Below are 22,057 nucleotides of genomic sequence, written 5' to 3' on the forward strand. Positions count from 1 at the left end.
CGAGCCCGGATGGCGAGAGGTATGAACGTGACGGTCGTGCGCAGCAAGATTTGTGGTATCACCCGCATCGAGGATGCTCTGGCGGCGGTAGCGGCCGGAGCCGATGCCATCGGCCTGGTGTTCTACGGGAAAAGCCCGCGAGCAGTCGGTGTCGAGCAGGCCGCAGCTATCGTGCAGGCGTTACCGCCGTTCGTGACCACTGTCGGGCTGTTCGTCGACATGCCGCGCGACCAACTGCAGCAGTTGCTGCAGCGCCTGCCGCTGGATCTGCTGCAGTTTCATGGTGATGAATCGCCGGCTGACTGTGAGGGCCATGGTCGCCCCTACATCAAGGCGCTGCGGGTCCGCCCTGGTGAGGACGTGGCTGCAGCCATGGCGCCCTACAGTGGTGCGCGGGGTATTCTGTTGGATACCTTCGTCGAGGGCGTGCCAGGTGGTACGGGGGCTTCGTTCGATTGGTCGCTGGTGCCGGAAAATGCTGCCAAGCCAATCATCCTGGCCGGCGGCCTCGATGCGGGCAATGTTGCAGAGGCCATTCGCCAGGTTCGCCCCTACGCCGTGGATGTCAGTGGTGGGGTCGAGGCCAGTAAAGGCATAAAGGATGCAGGCAAGATTCACGCATTCGTACAGGCGGTGCGTGATGCTCGATGTGACGGCAATTGAGGCAGGGCCGTCAATTAGCCTGTCACGCCGCCATGGGCTCGTTTCGACGGGCGCTGGGTGCGGCAGAAAAGAATTGCTGGAGATGGGCGTTTCACGATGAGGCGTTCATCCGAACCAACGGTTATGGAGAAATGACAGCATGAGCAACTGGTTGGTAGACAAACTCATTCCCTCGATCATGCGTTCCGAGGTGAAGAAGAGCTCTGTGCCCGAGGGCCTGTGGCACAAATGTCCGTCCTGTGATGCCGTGCTCTACCGTCCCGAGCTGGAAAAGACACTCGATGTCTGCCCCAAGTGCAATCACCACATGCGTATCGGTGCTCGCGCACGCATCGACATTTTCCTCGATGCCGAAGGCCGCGAGGAGATCGGTGCTGATCTGGAACCGGTCGATCGCCTGAAATTCCGCGACAGCAAGAAGTACAAGGACCGTCTGGCCGGTGCGCAGAAGCAGACTGGCGAGAAGGATGCACTGATCTCCATGAGCGGCACCCTCGAAGGCATGCCGATCGCCGTTTGCGCGTTCGAGTTCTCCTTCATGGGCGGGTCGATGGGTGCCATCGTCGGCGAGCGTTTCGTTCAGGCGGCAAATGTCGCACTGGAAAAACGCTGCCCGCTGGTGTGCTTCTCTGCTTCCGGTGGTGCGCGCATGCAGGAAGCGCTGATCTCGCTGATGCAGATGGCCAAGACCTCGGCGGCTCTGGCGCGCTTGCGTGAAGAGGGCCTGCCGTTCATCTCCGTACTGACCGATCCGGTCTATGGCGGCGTCTCCGCCAGTTTGGCGATGCTTGGTGACGTCATCGTGGCCGAGCCGAAAGCGCTGATCGGTTTCGCCGGTCCACGCGTGATCGAGCAGACCGTACGCGAGAAATTGCCGGAAGGCTTCCAGCGTAGCGAGTTTCTCATCGAACATGGCGCCATCGACATGATCATTTCGCGCGACGAACTGCGTCCACGCCTGGCGCGTCTGCTTGCGCAAATGATGAATCGCCCATCTCCGGTTTCTCTGCCGGCCACTGCATGACCGAACGTAGCCTGGGCGAGTGGCTCGCCTACCTCGAGCAGTTGCATCCGTCGGCCATCGACATGGGTCTGGAGCGCTCGCGCGAGGTAGCGCAGCGGCTCGGTCTGGGCAAGCCAGCGCCATTGGTGGTTACCGTCACGGGCACCAATGGTAAGGGTTCTACCTGTGCCTTTCTCGCCAGTCTGCTCGCAGCTCAGGGGCAGCGCGTCGGTGTCTATAGTTCACCGCACCTGCTGCGTTACAACGAGCGTGTGCTTGTGCAGGGGCGAGAAGCCAGCGACGACGAGTTATGCCAGGCTTTTGCGGCGGTCGAAGCCGCGCGCGGCGAGATCTCCCTGACCTATTTCGAGATGGGCACGCTGGCCGCTTTCTGGTTGTTCGAGCGTGCTCAGCTGGATGCCGTGGTGCTTGAGGTCGGTCTCGGTGGGCGCCTGGATGCGGTGAATCTGGTCGATGCCGATCTGGCTCTGATCACCAGCATTGGTCTGGATCACGCTGACTGGCTGGGCGATACCCGCGAGTCGGTCGCCTTCGAAAAGGCCGGGATCATGCGCGCTGGTATGCCCGCGTTGTGCGGTGATCTCGACCCGCCGCAGCCCTTGCTGGAACAGGCGGTGACCCTGGACACGCCGTTGTTCCTGCGTGGTCGCGACTACGACCTCAGTGTGCAGGCGCAGGGCTGGTCCTGGTATGGCCTTGACGTCAAAGGCCAGGTACTGCGACTCGAACACCTGCCTCTTCTCGATCTGCCAATGGAAAACGCGGCGCTGGCGTTGCAGGCCTATGCGCTTCTGCCGCTGCCGTGGAATCACCAGCAGATCGTTCAGGCCCTGCTCGCCACGCGGGTAACCGGGCGTCTGGATCGTCGCGCGCTGGATTGGCGAGGCAAGTCACTCACACTGTTGCTCGATGTTGGGCATAATCCTCATGCGGCTGATTATCTGGCGCAGCGCCTGGAGAGTCGCCCGCTGAATGGAAAACGCTGGGCGGTGTTCGGTTTGTTGGCCGACAAGGACTTGCCTGGCGTGGTGGCGCCGCTTCTGAGTCTGGTTGCTGGCTGGGCCGTGGCGCCGCTGGATACGCCGCGTTCACGCTCTGCCGATGACCTGGCTGAGCACCTGCGGGGGCAGGGCATGCTGGTGGCGCAATACCCGGATGTGCGTGCCGCGCTCGATGCGCAGTGCGAGCAGGCGGCAGAGGGTGACGAGATACTGTTGTTCGGATCGTTTTTCTGCGTGGCCGAGGCCCTGGATTGGCTGGCCCGCCCGGCTTGATAAGGGGATTGGGGATGGCAATGCTGGACAGTGGGCTCAAGCAGCGCATGGTTGGTGCTCTGGTGCTGGTGGCACTGGCGGTGATTTTCCTGCCGATGCTGCTGTCGCGCGAAGATGAGATGCGTCGCGTGGTGGTGGATGCGCCGGCGATGCCGCAAGCGCCGGCTACGGCCGAGATCATCGTAGAGCCTGCCGAGGTCGTTGAGCCCGAAGAGTTGCCGCAGGAACCGGTTCCCGTCGAAGCGGTGGAGCCTCAGGTCGTCGAGGTGCCCGAGCAGCCCAAGCCGACTCCGCCCCCCGTTGCGCAGCAGAGTACACCTGATCCGGTCAAGACCGAGCAAGCGACAAGCACTGCTCCCGCCAAGCCGGAAGGGCGCCTGGACGCCAATAGCCTGCCGATCAGCTGGTCGGTGCAGTTGGCTAGTCTGTCCAGTCGCGCTGGGGCAGAAAATCTGCAGATAACCCTGCGCAGCCAGGGCTACAACGCCTATATCCGTGCCTTCGACGGCATGAACCGGGTGTTCGTCGGTCCGTTGATCGAGCGCGCCGAAGCCGAGCGCCTGCGTGACCAGCTCAATCGCCAGCACAAGCTCAGCGGTTTTGTCGTGCGCTTCCAGCCGGAAGCAGGCTAAGCAGGCTAAGCAAGCAAGGGACTTTGCAGTGCCTGGTTACTCGATGTGCCGGGCTCTGCTAAAATGCTCCGCCTTTTCCGCTGGTAGGCCGCACCGTGGTATTCACCTGGGTCGATTGGACGATCATCGCCGTCATCGCCATTTCTAGTTTGATCAGTCTCAAGCGCGGTTTCGTCAAGGAAGCCTTGTCGCTGCTGACCTGGATCATCGCAGGTGTAGTCGCCTGGATGTTCGGTGGCGCACTGGCCCAGCATCTCGTCGAATTTATCGAAACGCCTTCTGCGCGGGTCATCGCGGCCTGTGCCATTCTCTTCATCGCCACCTTGCTGGTGGGTGCTTTGGTCAATTTCCTCATTGGCGAGCTGATCCGCGTGACAGGCCTGTCCGGTACCGACCGTTTTCTCGGTATGGTTTTCGGCGCCGCGCGTGGTGGTTTGTTGGTGGTACTGCTGGTCGGGCTGATCAGCCTGGCGCCAGTGGAGCAGGATACGTGGTGGCAACAGTCGCAACTGGTGCCGCATTTTCTGATGGTCGCCGACTGGTCGAAGAACCTGATTCTGGGGTGGTCCGATCAGTGGTTTACCGGTAGATCGGCTCACCCAGCTGATCTGCTTTAAAAGAGTGGCCGCTGCGGAGTAACCGCTGCATCGGTCGCTGAATTAGCCTGAACTATCTAGCAGGGGTCGTGGCACATGTGTGGCATCGTCGGTATCGTCGGTAAATCGAACGTCAATCAGGCGCTGTATGACGGGCTCACCGTCCTCCAGCACCGCGGCCAGGATGCTGCCGGTATTGTCACCAGCCATGATGGCCGCCTGTTCCTGCGCAAGGACAATGGCCTGGTGCGTGACGTGTTCCAGCAGCGCCACATGCAGCGCCTGGTCGGCCATATGGGTATCGGCCATGTGCGCTACCCGACCGCTGGCAGCTCCAGCTCGGCCGAAGCTCAGCCGTTCTACGTCAACTCGCCGTACGGCATCACCCTGGCGCATAACGGTAACCTGACCAACGTCGAGCAGTTGGCCAAGGAAATCTACGAGTCCGATCTGCGCCACGTGAACACCAATTCCGACTCGGAAGTGCTGCTCAACGTATTCGCCCATGAACTGGCCCAGCGCGGCAAGCTGCAGCCCACCGAGGAAGACGTGTTCGCTGCCGTTACCCACGTGCACGAACGCTGCCTGGGCGGTTACGCTGTGGTGGCGATGATCACCGGCTATGGCATCGTCGGCTTCCGTGACCCCAACGGCATTCGCCCGATCGTATTTGGCCAGCGTCATACCGACGAAGGCGTCGAGTACATGATCGCCTCCGAGAGCGTGTCGCTGGACGTGCTGGGCTTCACCCTGATCCGCGACCTGGCGCCGGGCGAGGCGGTCTACATCACTGAAGAGGGTAAGCTGTTCACCCGTCAGTGCGCGGCAAACCCGCAGTACGCGCCCTGCATCTTCGAGCACGTTTATCTGGCGCGCCCGGACTCGATCATGGACGGTATCTCGGTGTACAAGGCGCGTCTGCGCATGGGCGAGAAGCTGGCCGACAAGATCCTGCGCGAGCGTCCAGAGCATGACATCGACGTGGTCATCCCGATTCCCGACACCAGCCGTACAGCGGCGCTGGAGCTGGCTAATCACCTGGGCGTGAAATTCCGCGAAGGTTTCGTCAAGAACCGCTACATCGGCCGTACCTTCATCATGCCGGGCCAGGCGGCACGCAAGAAATCCGTGCGGCAGAAACTCAACGCCATCGAGCTGGAGTTCCGCGGCAAGAACGTGATGCTGGTGGACGACTCCATCGTGCGTGGCACGACCTGCAAGCAGATCATTCAGATGGCCCGCGAGGCCGGAGCGAAGAATGTCTACTTCTGCTCTGCGGCCCCGGCAGTGCGCTACCCGAACGTCTACGGTATCGACATGCCCAGCGCCCATGAGCTGATTGCCCATGGTCGTACCACCGAGGAAGTCTGCGAGCTGATCGGTGCCGACTGGCTGATCTATCAGGATCTGCCGGATCTGATCGAAGCGGTCAGTGGCAGCAAGAAGATCAAGATCGACAACTTCGACTGCGCGGTATTTGACGGCAAGTACGTCACTGGCGATGTCGATGAGGCCTACCTGGATAAGATCGAGCAGGCGCGCAACGATGCCAGCAAGGTCAAGTCGCAGGCAGTCAGCGCGATCATCGATCTGTATAACAACTGATGCGAGAGGGCAGGGCAGCGGTCCTGCCCGGTCCGTAGCCCGGATGCAATCCGGGGGAATGTCACTCTGAATTTCCCGGATTGCATCCGGGCTACTTTTTGTGAGGTAGCGATATGACTCTGGAATGGGAAGCCGGCAGGCTGGACAGTGACCTGGATGGCGTGGGCTTCGACACCTTGGCCGTGCGTGCAGGTCAGCACCGTTCGCCTGAGGGCGAGCATGGCGAAGCGTTGTATCTGACCTCCAGTTACGTGTTTCGTACCGCTGCCGATGCCGCCGCGCGTTTTGCTGGCGAAGTGCCGGGCAACGTCTATTCGCGCTATACCAACCCTACCGTACGTACCTTCGAAGAGCGCATTGCCGCACTGGAAGGCGCCGAGCAGGCGGTGGCCACTGCCTCCGGCATGTCGGCGATCCTCGCCATCGTCATGAGCCTGTGCAGTGGCGGTGACCATGTGTTGGTGTCGCGCAGCGTATTCGGTTCGACCATCAGCCTGTTCGAGAAGTACCTCAAGCGCTTTGGCATCGAGGTGGATTACGTGCCGCTGGCGGATCTTGATGCCTGGCAGGGCGCTTTCAGGCCCAATACCAAGCTGCTGTTCGTCGAATCGCCTTCCAACCCGCTGGCCGAACTGGTGGATATCGCCGCACTGGCCGAGATCGCCCATGCTCGCGGCGCGCTGCTGGCAGTGGACAACTGTTTCTGCACGCCGGCCCTGCAGCAGCCGCTGAAACTTGGCGCAGATATCGTCATGCATTCGGCGACCAAGTACATCGACGGCCAGGGCCGTGGTCTGGGCGGTGTGGTTGCCGGTCGCAGTGAGCAGATGAAGGAAGTGGTGGGTTTCCTGCGTACCGCCGGGCCGACCCTCAGCCCGTTCAATGCCTGGATGTTTGTCAAGGGCCTGGAGACGCTGCGTATCCGTATGCGCGCGCAGAGCGAGAGTGCTCTGCAACTGGCTCTATGGCTGGAACAGCAGCCGCAGGTCGAGCGTGTGTACTACGCTGGCCTGCCCAGCCATCCGCAGCACGAGCTGGCGAAGAAGCAGCAGAGCGCCTTTGGCGCGGTGGTCAGTTTCGAGGTCAAGGGTGGCCGTGACGCCGCATGGAAGGTGATCGATGGCACTCGCGTCATTTCGATCACCACCAACCTTGGCGACACCAAGACCACCATCGCCCACCCGGCAACCACTTCGCACGGTCGGTTGACGCCGCAGGAGCGCGCCAATGCAGGCATCCGCGACAGCCTGATTCGCGTTGCAGTGGGCCTGGAAGAGCTGGAAGACCTTAAAGCAGATCTGGCGCGCGGCCTGGCCGCACTCTGAGCATGTTGGAGTGGGGCACGAATGACACGCCCAACAATGGGCGTGTCGCGTTGGTCACCGGAGCCGCGCGCGGTATTGGCTTAGGCATCAGCGCCTGGCTGATCACCGAGGGCTGGCAGGTGGTGCTGGCCGACGTGGACCGTGAGCGGGGCTCCAGGGTAGCGCGTGTGCTGGGTGACAACGCCTGGTTCGTCGCCATGGACGTAGCCAAGGAAGATCAGGTCAGTGTCGGTGTTGCCGAGATACTCGGCCAGTTCGGCCGCCTCGATGCGCTGGTGTGCAATGCAGCTATCTCCGATCCGCACACCCCGCCGTTGGAGTCGCTCGATCTCAAGCGTTGGAATCGTACGCTGGCGGTCAACCTGACCGGTGCCATGCTGCTGGCCAAGCACTGCGCGCCGTATCTGCGTGGTCATCGCGGCGCCATTGTCAATATCGCCTCGACCCGTGCCAGCCAGTCCGAAGCCGATTGTGAGGCCTATGCTGCGAGCAAGGGGGGGTTGGTTGCGCTCACTCATGCGCTGTCGATCAGCCTGGGGCCGGAGGTGCGCGTCAACTGCGTTAGCCCTGGCTGGATCGACGCTCGTGACCCGTCGCAGCAACGCCTGGAACCACTGTCAGTATTCGACCATGCGCAGCATCCGGTTGGCCGTGTCGGCACAGTAGAAGATGTCGCGGCGCAGGTCGCCTGGCTGCTGTCCGATGCGGCCGGTTTCGTCACCGGGCAGGAGTTCGTCATCGATGGCGGCATGAGCCGCAAGATGATCTACCAAGACTGATTGGTAGGAGCGAGCTCTGCTCGCGAAATGCAGTGTTGCAGGCGCTTCGCGAGCTGCGCTAGTCCCTACGGACTCGATAGAAGCGAAAAAGGCTCCCGAAGGAGCCTTTTGCATGTATGGTCGAATTACATGTTGGGGTAATTCGGGCCACCGGTACCTTCCGGCGCAACCCAGGTGATGTTCTGGGCCGGGTCCTTGATGTCGCAGGTCTTGCAGTGCACGCAGTTCTGCGCGTTGATCTGGAACTTCTTCTCGCCGTCTTCCTGCGTCACCACCTCGTACACACCGGCCGGGCAGTAGCGCTGCGCCGGTTCGTCGTACAGCGGCAGGTTCTTCGCCAGCGGAATGCTCGGGTCAGTGAGCTTCAGGTGGCAGGGCTGCTCTTCTTCGTGGTTGGTGTTGGAGAGGAACACCGAGCTCAGTTTGTCGAAGCTCAGTTTGCCGTCCGGTTTCGGGTAGGCGATCTTCGTGCTCTCTGCGGCCGGCTTCAGGCAGGCGTAATCCGGCTTGTTGTCGTGCAGGGTGAAGGGGATCTTGCCGCCGAAGATGTTCTGATCCAGCCAGTTGATGCCGCCGCCAACGATGGCGCCGTACTTGTGGATGGCTGCGCCGAAGTTACGGCTGCGGAACAGCTCGTCGTACAGCCAGCTGGCTTTGAAACCATCGACGTAGTTGTTCAGCTCGTCACCGCCCTCACGGCCAGCGGCCAGAGCTTCGGTGATGGCGTCGGCTGCGAGCATGCCGGATTTCATCGCGGTGTGGCTGCCCTTGATCTTGGCGAAGTTCAGCGTGCCGAGGTCGCAGCCGATCAGGGCGCCACCCGGGAAGACCATCTTCGGCAGCGAATTCAGGCCGCCCTTGGCGATGGCGCGTGCGCCATAGGCGACACGTTTGCCGCCTTCCAGGTACTGGGCAATCACCGGGTGGTGCTTGTAGCGCTGGAATTCGTCGAACGGCGACAGGTGCGGGTTGGCGTAGGACAGATCGATGATCAGACCGACCACGACCTGGTTGTTCTCCAGGTGGTAGAGGAAGGAACCACCGGTATTTTCGGTGCCCATGATGTCCATCGGCCAACCGGCGGTGTGCACCACCAGGCCTTGTTCATGCTTGGCCGGGTCGATGTCCCAGATTTCCTTGATGCCGATGCCGTAGTGCTGGGCGTCGGCTTCGCTGTCGAGCTTGTATTTCTTGATCAGTTGCTTGCCGATGTGGCCACGGCAGCCTTCGGCGAACAGGGTGTACTTGGCACGTAGTTCCATGCCGGGGGTGTAGTAGCCCTCCTTGGGGTTGCCTTCACGGTCGACACCCAAGTCACCGGTGACGATGCCGCGTACCACGCCATTCTCGTCGATCAGCGCTTCCTGAGCGGCGAAGCCCGGGTAGATCTCCACACCCAGATTTTCGGCCTGCTGAGCCAGCCAGCGGCACAGGTTGCCCAGGGAAATAATGTAATTGCCTTCGTTGTGCATGGTTTTCGGCACAAAGAAGTCTGGAATTCGGGTAGCCTTGTCGGCGTCGCGCAGCAGATAGATGTCATCGCGCTTGACCGGGGTGTTCAGCGGGGCGCCGAGCTCTTTCCAGTCGGGGAAGAGTTCATTGAGGGCGCGCGGCTCGAACACTGCACCGGAGAGGATATGAGCGCCAACTTCGGAGCCTTTCTCGACCACGCAGACGCTGATCTCCTGACCCGCTTCAGCGGCTTTCTGCTTCAGTCGGCAGGCGGCGGACAGTCCGGACGGGCCGGCGCCGACGATGACGACGTCGAACTCCATAAATTCGCGTTCCACAGGCTATCTCCTACTCAAGGCTCTTCGATGTTTTATATTGGAGGGCACGGCTCACCCCCTAACCGCGGCGTGGGCATTATATCTACACCCTCTCTGCGGGCCAATACAAACGTTTGTTTGAATTTTCTGTAGGCCTGTTAGAATCGTACTACATCGCGGATGACCGGCCAGTTCACTGTATTGACCAGGCCAGGCCGCGGGGTCAAGATACGGGCGGTTTTGCGCTCGCCGTCTGGGCTGAAAGGTTGGCTCCTGCCAATTTATATCGCTGACCAGGCTCGCCTTGGCGAGATTCTTATTCACCGGAGAGTAACGAGGAATCCATGAAGGTTCTTGTAGCTGTCAAACGAGTGGTTGACTACAACGTCAAGGTTCGCGTCAAGGCGGACAACAGCGGCGTCGACCTCGCCAACGTCAAGATGTCCATGAACCCCTTCTGCGAAATCGCCGTGGAAGAAGCCGTACGCCTGAAGGAGAAAGGCGTGGCGAGCGAAATCGTCGTCGTCTCCATCGGCCCGGCTACCGCTCAGGAACAGCTGCGCACCGCGCTGGCTCTGGGTGCCGACCGCGCTATCCTGGTCGAATCCAATGACGAGCTGAACTCCCTGGCCGTGGCCAAGCTGCTCAAGGCAGTGGTCGACAAGGAGCAGCCGCAGCTGGTGATCATGGGCAAGCAGGCCATCGACAGCGACAACAACCAGACCGGCCAGATGCTGGGCGCCCTGACTGGCTTCGGCCAAGGCACCTTCGCCTCCAAGGTCGAAGTTGCTGGCGACAAGGTCAACGTCACCCGTGAGATCGATGGCGGTCTGCAGACCGTTGCTCTGAACCTGCCGGCGATCGTCACCACCGACCTGCGTCTGAACGAGCCGCGCTACGCGTCGCTGCCGAACATCATGAAGGCCAAGAAGAAGCCGCTGGAAACCGTTACCCCGGACGCCCTGGGCGTTTCCACCGCCTCCACCGTCAAGACCCTGAAAGTCGAAGCGCCAGCTGCTCGCAGCGCAGGCATCAAGGTCAAGTCCGTGGCTGAACTGGTCGAGAAACTGAAGAACGAGGCGAAGGTAATCTAAATGACTATCCTGGTTATCGCTGAACACACCAATGCCGCTCTGGCTGCCGCTACCCTGAACACCGTTGCCGCTGCGCAGAAGATCGGTGGCGACATCCACGTGCTGGTAGCCGGTGCCAACGCTGGCGCTGCTGCCGAAGCCGCTGCCAAGATCGCTGGCGTGGCCAAAGTCCTGGTTGCCGACAACGCTGCCTATGCCAACCAGCTGCCGGAGAACGTTGCTCCGCTGGTAGCCGAGCTGGGCAAGAGCTACAGCCACATCCTGGCTGCCGCCACCAGCAACGGCAAGAACATCCTGCCGCGCGTCGCTGCTGCACTGGACGTCGATCAGATCTCCGAGATCATCGCCGTTGAAAGCGCCGACACCTTCAAGCGCCCGATCTATGCCGGTAACGCCATCGCGACCGTGCAGTCCTCGGCTGCCATCAAGGTGATCACCGTACGTAGCACCGGTTTCGATGCCGCTGCTGCCGAAGGTGGCTCCGCTGCTGTTGAAGCCGTTTCCGGTCCGGCTGATGCCGGCAAGTCCGCCTTCGTTGGCGAAGAGCTGGCCAAGTCCGACCGTCCGGAACTGACCGCTGCCAAGATCGTCGTATCCGGCGGCCGTGGTATGGGCAACGGCGACAACTTCAAGCACCTGTACTCCCTGGCTGACAAGCTGGGCGCTGCAGTCGGCGCTTCCCGCGCTGCGGTCGACGCCGGTTTCGTCCCGAACGATATGCAGGTCGGTCAGACCGGCAAGATCGTTGCGCCGCAGTTGTACATCGCCGTCGGTATCTCCGGCGCGATCCAGCACCTGGCCGGTATGAAGGACTCCAAGGTGATCGTCGCGATCAACAAGGACGAAGAGGCGCCGATCTTCCAGGTCGCCGATTACGGTCTGGTTGCCGACCTGTTCGAAGCTGTACCTGAGCTGGAGAAGTCGGTCTAAACCGCCTTTCCCGCAACAAAAAAACCCGCTCACCAGAGCGGGTTTTTTATTGCCTGCGCCTTGCTCGCGATCAGCGCCTGGCCATCACTTCAGGCCTTCGAGAAAGCCTCGGTAGAGTAGGGCGCTTTCTTCAGGGCGTTCGAGCATGGGCGCGTGGCCGACGTTGTCCATGATCACCACATTGGGTTTGTTCAGCAGCGGTTGCATCACCTCGATGCTGGAGACATCCAGCACGCGGTCCTGCCTGCCCCAAAGTAGCAGGGTCGGCGCCTGAATCTTGGACAGCTCGGGTGCCAGCGGCACTGGGCGCTCCAAGAGTTGCTTGAATACTTGGTCGTAATGCTTGGCCTTGGCCATGGCGCGTTCGCCCAGATAGCGTTTGAGCGATTCCGGCAGGTAGGGCGGTTCGACGAAGACGAAATGCAGCAGCTTGTCGAAATCCTGCGGCTGTTTGACCACCAGCGGGTTGGGCAAGCCACTGGTCAGCAGTTGATACAGTTCGCTCTTGTGTGGGCTGTCGATTCCGGCGTTGGCGAACAGTGCCAGCGAGCGGACGCGTTCCGGGTAGCGCGCGGCGAAGAGGGCGGCAATCTGTCCGCCCATCGAGTTGCCCAGCACGTGCGCCTGTTGGACGCCCAGTTCATCGAGGATATCCGCCAGGCGCTCGGCCTGGGTGCCGACATCGTAGCTGCCTGGCGGCAGATCGCTGTCGCCGAAGCCGGGCAGGTCCAGTGCGATGACGCGATAGTTCTGAGTCAGGTGGCGGGAAAAACGCAGCCAGTTATCCTTGTCTGCAGCGAACCCGTGGAGTAGTACCAGGGTTTCGCCGCTTGCCGGTCCTCCCCGGTAATAATGGATGTTAAGATTGTGGACAGATAGTTGCTCGTGACTGAGCCCGGCGCGGTACTGTTCTATGAGGCGCAGGCTGGCCAGTTGAGTCGCTGGAACGAAATACAGCGTGGCGGCGCTGCCTGATAGCAGAAGCAGCAATACGAACAGCAGTTTTTTCATGGCGCGTCCTTATCGCGAATTATTATGGCGGCGCCATTAAGCTAGCATGAACACCGAGGATGCCGGGGTGCCAAGACCATCCCACCGATCAACGCATAAACCGAGAGTAGCCAATGCCAGAGCGTTGTCTGTTTAAGTCGCTGTTGCTGTGGTGCGCCCTGGCTCTGATGCCAGCCGCTGCTCTGGCTGCCGGTAAGTGCGAGCGCCTGGTGGCGACCGGCAATCCGGAGTATCCCCCTTATCTCTGGCGTGACCCGCAGAATCCGCAGCAGCTGATCGGCGCCAATGCCGACCTGCTCAAGCATCTGGCCAAGGAACTGGGCGTGGTTGTCGATGTGATCTACACCGGGCCTTGGTCGCGCGCGCAGGACGAAGTGCGTACCGGCCGTGTCGACCTGCTGGCAGGGGCGTTTCTGACGCTACCGCGTCTGGAGAACATGGATTACGTGCACCCGGCATTCTTCTTCACGCCGAGTGTGGTCTGGGTGCGCAAGGGAGAGGCCTTTCCCTACGGCAGTTGGATCGACCTGCAAGGGCATACCGGCGACACCTTGGTGGGCAATAGCTTCGGCCAGCAGTTCGACGCCTTCGCCAAGCAGAACCTGAAGCTGGAGGGTGTCTCCAGCCTGACGCAGGCTTTCCAGAAGCTGTTGCTCGGTCGCACCGACTACGTGCTTTACGAGCGCTACCCCGGCCTTGCGCTCGCCGAGACGCTGGGGATGGACGATGATCTGGAGGTACTGGATCCGCCGATTTCCAGCGAAGGCCTCTACCTTACCTTGTCGCACAATTCGGCGTGCAACGAGCCCTGGCTGCGTGGCCAGCTGGCGCGGAAAATGACAGAAATGGTCGCCGCCGGCCTGCCTGAGCAGTTCCTGCAAAGCAATCTAGAGCTTTGGAAGGCGCAGCAGATGCAGCCCGACCCGGTTGGCGACGTCACTCAGTAGGAAAATCTCGTGATCAATCGAACCCTTCCCTTGCTGCTGGCGCTGGGCCTGACGGCCTGTGCGAGCGATCCGGCGCCCGTCGAGCAATTACGCCTGACCGAACAAGCGTTGGCGCAGACCAAGTCCCTGGGTGTGGTCAGCGAGCAATCGGAGTCGCTGCGCCAGGCTGAGGACAAGTTCGCGCAGGCCCAGGCCGCCATGCAGGACGATGAGAACAAGCAGGCGCGCCAGCTTGCCGAACAGGCTGAGCTTGATGCGCGCCTGGCCGAGGCTGAGCACCTCAACGGCAAAGGGCGGGAACAGCTGAATGAACTCAATCAGCGCATCGGCCGTCTGCGTCAGCAACTGGGGGCCATGTGATGAGGGCGTATGGTTATCTGGGCAGTCTGGCGCTGGTCGTTACTTTGCTCGGTGGTTGCGCGACCAACCAGATGGCGAGTGAGCAGGCGCTGGAAGAGGCGCGTCTGAGCTTCCAGTCGGTCAAGGAAGATCCCAGCGTGCTGCGCGCTGCACCCAAGGACGTGATTCGCGCCGGCGAATCGCTGGGCCGTGCCGAGCGCCTGTCCAGCTACTGGGGCAGTGGTGACGATGTGCGTCATTACGCTTACCTCAGTCAGCGCTATGCCGCGATCGCCCGCCAGCACAGTGAGATCAGCCTCAACCAGGAGCGGGCGGCCAAGCTCGAACTGGAGCGCCAGCGCCTGCAACTGACGTTGCGTGAGGCCAAGCTGATGAGCGTGCAGCAGCACAATGGTTGGTTGGAAGAGCAAATGGTCAGCCTCGCCACCAGCGAGACCGAGCGGGGCCTGGTGATGACCCTCGGTGACATGCTGTTCGACGCCGGCCGCGCCGATCTGCAGCCGGCGGCCAACCGCACGGTGCTCAAGCTCGTGCAATTCCTGCAGATCAACCCGCAGCGCCGCGTGCGTATCGAGGGCTATACCGATAACACCGGCGACGCTGCCGAGAATCTCGAGCTGTCCCGCGCGCGGGCGCAGGCCGTGGCCGATCTGCTGGTCGACCTGGGCGTGGATGCCAAGCGGATCCAGGTGGCTGGTTACGGGGTCGACTTCCCTCTTGCGGAAAATGCCTCTGCCCGTGGTCGGGCACAGAATCGGCGAGTGGAGATTGTCTTCTCCGACGAGCGAGGCCAACTCGGCGCCGAGCGCTGAGGGTCAGCAGCCAAAAAGCCCCGGCATCGTCCGGGGTTTTTTATGCCTTGAATCGGCTAGAGATGCGGTTTTTGCGCATACAGACAGTCGGCACAGAGCTGCTTATGAAAAGTGTTTTCATCTGTTCCGGTACAATTGTGTAGCAATAGGTTACTGTTATGCTCCAGTGATCTGAAGGATATCGCCATGACTAATCTGTTGCTCTACCAACGCATCGCTCAGCAGTTGGCCGAGGATATTCGTCGTGGCGTCTATCAGCCGGGGGAGCGCGTGCCCTCGGTGCGCAAGATGAGCGCCCAGCTCAATGTCAGCCACGCCACGGTGTTGCAGGCGTACGCCAATCTCGAGGATCAGGGCCTGATCCGAGCGCGGCCGCAGTCGGGCTTCTACGTACATCAGACACCGGCACTGACCGCGCCGACTCCGGATATCGCCAAGGTTGAGCGGCCGGGCCTGGTGACTCGCGCCAGCATCATCAACCAGGTGCTTACCGAGTCTCGTCGCGAGGGCGTATTCCCGCTGGGCGCCGCGGTGCCGCATGTCGACTACCTGCCGGTGCGTGCGCTGCACCAGCAACTGGCGAAGGTCACGCGCTTTCACAGTCCGCGTGCCTTCAGCTACATGTTCAGCCCCGGCTTCGAGCCGCTGCGTCGCCAGGTGGCGATCCGCATGCGCGATGCCGGCGTGGTGGTCGACCCGTCCGAGGTGGTGATCACCCATGGCTGCGTCGATGCGCTGCAGATGAGCCTGCGCGTGCTGACCAAGCCGGGCGATCTGATCGCGGTGGAGTCGCCGACCTACTACGGCTTGCTGCAACTGGCAGATCTGCTGGGGCTCAAGGTAATCGAGATCCCTTGCGACCCGACCACCGGCATCAGCCTCGAAGCGCTGCAGCTGGCGGCCAACCAGTGGCCGATCAAGGCGCTGGTGCTCACTGCACGCCTATCCAATCCACTGGGTGGCACCATCCCCGAGGAGCGTCAGCGTCAGTTGTTGCGCCTGGCAGGTGATTACGATTTCCAGATCGTCGAGGACGATATCTACGGCGAGCTGATGTTCGAACAGGGGCCGACCAAGGCGTTGAAATCCCATGATCGCGACAGCCGGGTGATCTATTGCTCGAGCTTCTCCAAGACGCTGTCGCCCGGGGTGCGCATCGGCTGGATCGTCGCCGGCAAGTATCAGGACGAGATCCAGCGGCTGCAGACCTTCTCCACCCATTCGGCGTGCAGCGTTACCCAGATGGCGGTGGCGGCCTACCTGGAGAACGGCGGTTACGACCGTCATTTGCGGCATATCCGTCAGGAGTGCCGCAAGAACCTCAGCGCCTTCCAACTGGCGGTGCAGCAGTATTTCCCGGTTGGTACGCAGATGACCCGGCCCAAGGGCGGCTTCATTCTCTGGGTCAGCCTGCCGGCGCGGGTCAACACCAAGGATCTGCATGTGCGCGCGCTGCAGCAGGGCATCTCCATCGCACCGGGACTGATCTTCAGCAACACCGAGCAGTTCAACCATTGCGTACGCCTTAACTGCGGCATTCCATGGAATCGCGAGGCGGAGAGGGCGTTGATGACCTTGGGCATGCTGGCCACGCAGCTGTGCCAGGAAGCGGGCGGCTCCTGGGAGGATTAAAAAGTCCGTCTCGTTTTAACCCGATTCATCGAAGGGCTGCGTCTACCTGAGCGAAGGTCTCGTGCCATTGCTCAGGAGGTGCACCATGTCCGTTTATTCCTCGTTGCTCGTTCGTCCATTCGCCGTCGGTTTTTCCGCGGGGACCTTGCTGCTGCTTGCCGCCTGCAGCGCCTCTGGCCCGGAGCCGGAAGCCCAGACCAACTCGGAGCCGGCGGCGACACTCGTTCGTGAACGTCTGGCTGCGCCTGTAGCAGCCGAGATGCCTGCTGCCGCCAGCCAGAAACGCATGTCGACCCTGGCTTACGCGCCGTCGCCCATCGCCGATGTCGTGCCGCCGGGCTACCGTGACGAGTCGCGCGAGCAGTACCAGGCCTATGCCGATAATCCAGTGTTTGCGGTTGCCGAGACCCCAGTGTCCACCTTCAGCATCGACGTCGATACCGGTAGTTACGCCAACGTGCGGCGCTTCCTCAATGGCGGACAATTGCCACCGAAGGACGCCGTGCGATTGGAAGAACTGGTCAACTACTTCCCCTACACCTATCCACTACCACAGGGCGATGTGCCTTTCGGCGTCAGCACCGAGCTGGCGGTGACGCCGTGGAACCCACAGACGCGCCTGCTGCGCATTGCCATCAAGGCATCGGACCGCAGTGTGGACGAGCTGCCGCCAGCCAATCTGGTGTTCCTGGTCGACGTGTCAGGCTCGATGCATCGCCGCGAAGGGCTGCCGATGGTGCAGGGCACGCTGAAATTGCTGGTCGATCAGTTGCGCCCGCAGGATCGCGTCTCGCTGGTCACCTATGCCGGTGACAGCAAGGTGGTGCTGGACTCCGCGCCCGGCAGCGATAAGGCGAAGATTCGGGCGGCGATCGATCAACTCAACGCTGGCGGTTCGACGGCAGGGGAGTCGGGCATTCAGTTGGCTTACCAACAGGCGAGCAAACATATGATCGATGGCGGCATCAATCGCATCCTGCTGGCCACCGATGGTGACTTCAACGTCGGCATCAGCGATTTCGACAGCCTCAAGCAACTGGCTGCCGATAAGCGCAAGAGCGGCGTCTCGCTGACCACCCTGGGTTTTGGCGTGGACAACTACAACGAGCGTCTGATGGAACAGCTGGCCGATGCTGGTAACGGTAATTACGCCTACATCGATAATTTGCGCGAGGCGCGCAAGGTGCTGGTCGATCAGCTCGCTTCCACCCTCACCACCGTGGCCAGTGACGTGAAGCTGCAACTGGAATTCAACCCGAGCGAGGTTAGCGAGTATCGCTTGCTGGGTTACGAGAACCGGGCGCTCAAGCGCGAGGATTTCAGCAACGACAAGGTCGATGCCGGTGATATCGGCGCTGGGCATACCGTCACCGCGCTGTACGAGATCGTCCCGGCGGGCAGCAAAGGCTGGCTGGAGCCGCTGCGTTATCAGGCCAGTGCCCAGCCCGCGAGCAAGAGCGGCGAACTGGCCTGGCTACGGATTCGCTACAAGGCGCCCGGGGAAGCATCCAGCCGGCTATTGGAGCGGCCTATCGCACGCGGCGAGGCCAAGTCGGTTGCGGCTGCCAGCGAGGACCTGCGCTTCGCCGCAGCGGTAGCCGCCTTCGCCCAGCAGCTCAAGGACGGGCACTACACGAGCGACTTCGATCTGGCGCAGAGCATCGCGCTGGCGCGCTCGGCGAAAGGTGAGGACCGCTTCGGTCTACGTGGCGAGTTCATCCAACTGGCCGAAATTGCCCAGAGCCTGCACACTTCCGGTTCCACCCCAGCACGAGTTCAGCAGTGAACGCACCCCTCATGGATGACGACGCCGCTTTGCTGCGGCGTTATCGCCGCGGCGATGCCGCGGCCTTCAACGAACTGTACCAGCGCCATCGGCTGGGCCTGTTCCGCTTTCTGCTCGGTCTGTGTGGCGATCACGCACTGGCCGAGGAGGTTTTTCAGGAAACCTGGATGAGCCTGGTGCGTAGCCAGAGTGAGCAGCGCGAGTCGGTGCTGTTCAAGACCTGGTTGTATCAGATCGCCCGCAACCGCTTGATCGATCACTGGCGCAAGACGGGCCGACATCAGGCCGGGCATGACGAATACGATGAAGGCCAGCATGCCCAGGCCGATCCGCAGCCAAGCCCTGAGCAGCAGTGGAGCCTCAGTCGCGACAGTGAGCGGCTGCAGGCGGCACTGGCCGACCTGCCGGAAGACCAGCGCGAAGTGTTCCTGCTGCGCGCCCATGGCGACCTGGATCTGAACGAAATTGCCGAGTTGACCGGCACGCCGGCCGAGACGGTCAAGAGCCGTCTGCGCTATGCCTTGCAGAAACTGCGCCGGCTGTTGGCCACCGAGGAGTTGTCCGTATGAACCATGAACGAGAACCTCTGGACCACGAACAGGCGTTGCTGGCGCATTTTCGTGCCCATGGCAGCGGCGAACCTTCGGCCGAGCTGGATGCGCGCATTCTGGCGGCGGCCAGTGCGGCTGCCCGTGAAGCGCGTCAGGCCGACAAGCCTGAATCTGGCTGGGCGCAGCGCCTGCATCAATGGTTGTTTGGCAGTGGCCGCCAGCGCTGGTCGGTGGCCCTGGCCGGGTTGGCCTGTGTCGGGATTGGCGTCAGCCTGACTTGGCGGACCCTGGAGCAGACGCCAGATGCCTTTGATGCCGTGCCGCCCAGCGTGGCCATGAGCCCCGCTGCACCAGCCCCGGCACCGATGGCGGCCAAGCGTGCTGCCGAGAACGAGTCGAAGGCGCGTATGGCTGTCCCTCAGGAGCGCATGAGTAGCCAGGCGCCTTCTGCCGATATAGCGGAGGCACCGATGGCCAGCACGGCGGCAATTGCTCCGATGGCAGAATTGGTGATCCAGAGCGAACCACGCGAGGCGTTGCTGCGTCTGCTGGAGCTGCGCAAGGCCAATAAGCAAGAGGAGGCGCAGCGTTTGCTGGAGCAGCTCAAGGCCGATTATCCGCAACTGGATATTGAGGCCGAGCTCGAGCATCTGGCTAGCGAGCCGTCAGCCGAATGAGCTTCCGGGTAAAAGTCGTGTAAGGCGACTTGTCAGGCGCGCCCAGGCGGAGGAGCATGGGCGCGTTACTGATCGAGTTACCCTTGTCCCATGATGCGTAAGTCTATTCTTTTATTCCTGTGCCTGGGTTGGCTGAGCGCGTGTGAGCGCGAGCCGGAGCCCGTTGCGCAGCAGCCTGAGCCAAAGCCGGCAGTGGTTGCAGCACCTGCGCCCGTTGTCGAGGTTGCCAAGCCCGAGCCTGTCGAACCTGCGCCGCCTGCCAAGGTGGTCGAAAACAAACCCGTGCCTCCCGCCAAACCGCCTGTTGCTGCCAAGCCCAAGCCTGCTGCGGTACCACAGCCTAAGCCTGCCGAGCCCGAATCGAAGCTGGCGCTGGACCTGAGCGTGCCGCAGGAGCTGTTCGAGCAGGCACTGGAAAGCGAAACCCGCGAGGATCTCGCGCCGGTGCTACCGCCACTGTTTGGCGAGAAACCCGAAGTCCAGAGCCCGTTCCAGATCAGCGGTCGGCTGATCAGCAACGAGCGAGTGGACGACTACTGGGATTCCATCGAAGGCGCCGAGGTGCAGTTCGAGTTCAAGCAGTAGCTCAAAAGCGATAACGCTGCTGCTTGATGGCCGCATGGGTTTCATGACTCAGCGGCTGGAAGCTGTCTGCGCCGGGCAGGCGTACGTAGAGCGGGTCATCGACCTGGTTTGGGTCATAGCCGGCCTGCTTCAGATCGGTCTTCTTGTACTTGAATGTGCCGGTGGTCTCGACCTCGCCGAGCAGGCGCACGAACAGCGGCGCGGCGTAGGCCGGCAGCTCCGCGTCGATATGAGCTGCTAGCGCTGCGCCATCCAGCATGTAACCTGGCACGAGGCGTAGCGCGGCCATACCGCAACGGCCATTGGTGCCGGGAATCTCCACGCCGTAGACCACCGCATCCTCCACGCCGGGGAGGGAGCCCAGCACGTTTTCCACCTCGGTGGTTGAAACGTTCTCGCCTTTCCAGCGGAAGGTGTCGCCAAGGCGGTCGACGAACTGCGCATGCTTGCAGCCGATGTCGCGCATCAGGTCGCCGGTGTTGAACCAGGCGTCACCCTTCTTGAACACGTCACACAGAATTGCCGCCTCGCTCTTGGCTGGATCGGTGTAGCCGTCGAACGGCCACTTGGCGCTGATCTCGCTGATCAGTAGACCGGCCTCGCCCTTGTCGGCTTTCTGCAGGAAGCCGTTGCCGGCGCGTATTGGGCAGTCATTCTCCAGGTCGTAGCGAACGATGGCGTAGGTGGCCGGTGTGTAGCCGACGGTATTGTCGAAGTTGAAAACGTTGGTGAAGCCGATGTTGCCTTCGCTGGAGGCATAGAACTCGGTGATCTGCTCGATGCCGAAGCGCTGCTTGAACTCGGCCCAGATCGAGGGGCGCAGGCCATTGCCGATCATGCAGCGCAGGCTGTTGCCTTGTCCTGCCGGATGCACGGGCTGGTTCAGCAGATAGCGGCACAGTTCGCCGATGTAGCCGAAGCAGGTGGCATGGTAGCGAACCACGTCGCTCCAGAAGGCACTGGCGGAGAACCTGCGGCGCAGGGCGATGGCCGCGCCGCCGGCCAGGGCCGCGCTCCAGCATACGGTGACGGCGTTATTGTGGTAGCAGGGCAGGGTGAGGTAGAGCACGTCGCGTTCGTTCAGGGTCAGGCCGGAATGACCGAAGCCGCCATAGGCCTTGATCCACTTGCCGTGGCTCATGATCGAAGCCTTGGGCAGGCCGGTGGTGCCGGAGGTGTAGATCATAAAGCAGGCGTCCTTCATGCGCACATGCTGGCTATCCGGCGGATTGTCCTCGGCCTGGCCGCTGGCGATCTGCATGAGATTGAGCCAGCCATCTGGCGCCTGGCCGGGATCACGCAGGCAATCCTGGTCGGCGATCCAGTGGCGTTTGGTTTGCTGGTTCTGCAGTTTTGCGGCGATTTCGTCGAAGGCGCCGCACAGTTCGTCACCGATGACCAGGAAGCCGGGCTTTACCAGGTTGAAGCTATGCGCCAGCACCTTGCCGCGCTGGGTGGTGTTGATCAGGGCGCCGACCGCACCGAGCTTGCTCAGGGCGGCGAGGATCGCCAGCAGTTCCAGGCGGTTCTCCAGCATCACCGCGACCACGTCGCCATGGCCGACACCTTCGGCCTTGAACGTCCAGGCCAGGCGGTTGGCCCAGGCATTGAACGTGCGATAGCTGAGCTGGCGGTGTTCATCCATCAGCGCCGGGCGCTCGGGGTGGCGCTCGGCGGCGCGCTGCAGCGCCCAGGCCAGTGACAGATTCTTCTCGCGGTTGCGGATGCCGGCGTAGTAAAGGCCACGCAGCATGCGTGGCACACGCGGCAGGTGTTGCGGCAGGTGGGCCAGGAAGCGGAAGGGCGAAATCAGATCGGCTTGGCTCATGGGGCTCGCACTTGGCTGTTATGAATTGGAGGCGAGGTCTGACTCTAGTCAGCCAGGCGCGCACCAGCCATGGCTCTGGTGCGCCGAGCGGCGGGCAGATCGGCAAATAGTCTTGCCGTTCGTAGGGGCGCCGTGCGCACCGAATTCGAGATGCTTCAGCAGGGCTGAGTGCAGGCG

21 protein-coding genes are annotated in these 22,057 nt (G+C 61.9%); 18 read left to right on the forward strand and 3 right to left on the reverse strand.

What is annotated here, in order from left to right; genetic code table 11:
• The first annotated feature begins 9 nt into the window (after nt 1–9).
• The 8 genes from CXP40_RS20385 to CXP40_RS20420 all read left to right on the forward strand — a co-directional run bounded on the left by CXP40_RS20385 (nt 10) and on the right by CXP40_RS20420 (nt 7,898).
• A complete protein-coding gene (locus CXP40_RS20385) occupies nt 10–663 on the forward strand; it encodes a phosphoribosylanthranilate isomerase (RefSeq protein WP_106735216.1) in 654 nt (217 codons plus the stop codon).
• A 139-nt stretch (nt 664–802) separates the two neighbouring features.
• A complete protein-coding gene (gene accD / locus CXP40_RS20390; protein WP_099525423.1) occupies nt 803–1,687 on the forward strand; it encodes an acetyl-CoA carboxylase, carboxyltransferase subunit beta in 885 nt (294 codons plus the stop codon).
• A complete protein-coding gene (folC, locus tag CXP40_RS20395; protein WP_106735217.1) occupies nt 1,684–2,961 on the forward strand; it encodes a bifunctional tetrahydrofolate synthase/dihydrofolate synthase in 1,278 nt (425 codons plus the stop codon). Before accD ends, folC begins: the two co-directional genes overlap by 4 nt.
• Nucleotides 2,962–2,975: 14 nt before the next feature.
• Nucleotides 2,976–3,593 carry an SPOR domain-containing protein gene (locus CXP40_RS20400; RefSeq protein WP_106735218.1) on the forward strand — a complete coding sequence of 206 codons (618 nt, stop codon included), beginning with the start codon at nt 2,976–2,978 and terminating at the stop codon, nt 3,591–3,593.
• 95 nt (nt 3,594–3,688) lie between these two features.
• Nucleotides 3,689–4,210, forward strand: a complete 522-nt coding sequence (locus CXP40_RS20405) for a CvpA family protein (protein WP_106735219.1) — start codon at nt 3,689–3,691, stop codon at nt 4,208–4,210.
• Nucleotides 4,211–4,285: 75 nt separating this feature from the next.
• Entirely contained in the window at nt 4,286–5,794 is a 1,509-nt protein-coding gene (gene purF, locus CXP40_RS20410; RefSeq protein ID WP_099525427.1) for an amidophosphoribosyltransferase, read from the forward strand.
• 113 nt (nt 5,795–5,907) lie between these two features.
• A complete protein-coding gene (locus tag CXP40_RS20415) occupies nt 5,908–7,119 on the forward strand; it encodes an O-succinylhomoserine sulfhydrylase (protein WP_106735220.1) in 1,212 nt (403 codons plus the stop codon).
• Nucleotides 7,120–7,121: 2 nt separating this feature from the next.
• Nucleotides 7,122–7,898: an SDR family oxidoreductase gene (locus tag CXP40_RS20420; RefSeq protein ID WP_106735221.1), complete on the forward strand. Its 777-nt coding sequence runs from the start codon at nt 7,122–7,124 to the stop codon at nt 7,896–7,898.
• 125 nt (nt 7,899–8,023) lie between these two features.
• On the opposite strand, the gene CXP40_RS20425 is transcribed toward CXP40_RS20420, so the two are convergent.
• Entirely contained in the window at nt 8,024–9,688 is a 1,665-nt protein-coding gene (locus CXP40_RS20425; protein ID WP_106735222.1) for an electron transfer flavoprotein-ubiquinone oxidoreductase, read from the reverse strand.
• Between the two features lie 323 nt (nt 9,689–10,011).
• On the opposite strand from CXP40_RS20425, the gene CXP40_RS20430 reads away from it, so the two are divergent.
• Nucleotides 10,012–10,761, forward strand: a complete 750-nt coding sequence (locus CXP40_RS20430) for an electron transfer flavoprotein subunit beta/FixA family protein (protein ID WP_012018936.1) — start codon at nt 10,012–10,014, stop codon at nt 10,759–10,761.
• Nucleotides 10,762–11,691: an electron transfer flavoprotein subunit alpha/FixB family protein gene (locus CXP40_RS20435; protein WP_099525431.1), complete on the forward strand. Its 930-nt coding sequence runs from the start codon at nt 10,762–10,764 to the stop codon at nt 11,689–11,691.
• An 84-nt stretch (nt 11,692–11,775) separates the two neighbouring features.
• Here the strand turns inward: CXP40_RS20435 and CXP40_RS20440 are convergent, their stop codons facing one another.
• Nucleotides 11,776–12,702 (reverse strand): alpha/beta fold hydrolase, encoded by a 927-nt coding sequence (locus tag CXP40_RS20440; RefSeq protein WP_106735223.1) that lies wholly within the window; start codon nt 12,700–12,702, stop codon nt 11,776–11,778.
• 113 nt (nt 12,703–12,815) lie between these two features.
• Here CXP40_RS20440 and CXP40_RS20445 point away from each other — a divergent pair, with 113 nt between their 5' ends.
• From CXP40_RS20445 to CXP40_RS20480, 8 genes are all read left to right on the forward strand, one after another.
• Nucleotides 12,816–13,649 carry an ABC transporter substrate-binding protein gene (locus tag CXP40_RS20445; protein WP_099525433.1) on the forward strand — a complete coding sequence of 278 codons (834 nt, stop codon included), beginning with the start codon at nt 12,816–12,818 and terminating at the stop codon, nt 13,647–13,649.
• Between the two features lie 9 nt (nt 13,650–13,658).
• Nucleotides 13,659–14,009: a DUF4398 domain-containing protein gene (locus tag CXP40_RS20450; protein WP_106735224.1), complete on the forward strand. Its 351-nt coding sequence runs from the start codon at nt 13,659–13,661 to the stop codon at nt 14,007–14,009.
• The gene (locus tag CXP40_RS20455) at nt 14,009–14,821 is read left to right on the forward strand and encodes an OmpA family protein (RefSeq protein ID WP_106735225.1); all 813 of its coding nucleotides are present in this window, start codon (nt 14,009–14,011) and stop codon (nt 14,819–14,821) included. The genes CXP40_RS20450 and CXP40_RS20455 overlap by 1 nt, the downstream gene beginning before the upstream one ends.
• 186 nt (nt 14,822–15,007) lie before the next feature.
• On the forward strand, nt 15,008–16,453 hold the full coding sequence (locus tag CXP40_RS20460) for a PLP-dependent aminotransferase family protein (protein WP_106735226.1): 1,446 nt from the start codon (nt 15,008–15,010) through the stop codon (nt 16,451–16,453).
• A gap of 85 nt (nt 16,454–16,538) precedes the next feature.
• Nucleotides 16,539–18,239 (forward strand): VWA domain-containing protein, encoded by a 1,701-nt coding sequence (locus tag CXP40_RS20465; RefSeq protein WP_106735227.1) that lies wholly within the window; start codon nt 16,539–16,541, stop codon nt 18,237–18,239.
• Nucleotides 18,236–18,808 (forward strand): RNA polymerase sigma factor, encoded by a 573-nt coding sequence (locus CXP40_RS20470; protein ID WP_106735228.1) that lies wholly within the window; start codon nt 18,236–18,238, stop codon nt 18,806–18,808. The genes CXP40_RS20465 and CXP40_RS20470 overlap by 4 nt, the downstream gene beginning before the upstream one ends.
• On the forward strand, nt 18,805–19,467 hold the full coding sequence (locus CXP40_RS20475) for a hypothetical protein (RefSeq protein ID WP_106735229.1): 663 nt from the start codon (nt 18,805–18,807) through the stop codon (nt 19,465–19,467). Before CXP40_RS20470 ends, CXP40_RS20475 begins: the two co-directional genes overlap by 4 nt.
• Before the next feature lie 90 nt (nt 19,468–19,557).
• Nucleotides 19,558–20,052, forward strand: coding sequence for a hypothetical protein (locus CXP40_RS20480; protein WP_106735230.1), 495 nt, complete (start codon nt 19,558–19,560; stop codon nt 20,050–20,052).
• A gap of 1 nt (nt 20,053) precedes the next feature.
• Here CXP40_RS20480 and CXP40_RS20485 read toward each other — a convergent pair whose 3' ends face one another.
• Entirely contained in the window at nt 20,054–21,880 is a 1,827-nt protein-coding gene (locus CXP40_RS20485) for a long-chain-acyl-CoA synthetase (protein ID WP_106735231.1), read from the reverse strand.
• Between the last annotated feature and the right edge of the window lie 177 nt (nt 21,881–22,057).

The organism is Pseudomonas sp. YY-1, assembly GCF_002843095.1.
Classification (GTDB): Bacteria; Pseudomonadota; Gammaproteobacteria; order Pseudomonadales; family Pseudomonadaceae; genus Aquipseudomonas; species Aquipseudomonas sediminis_A.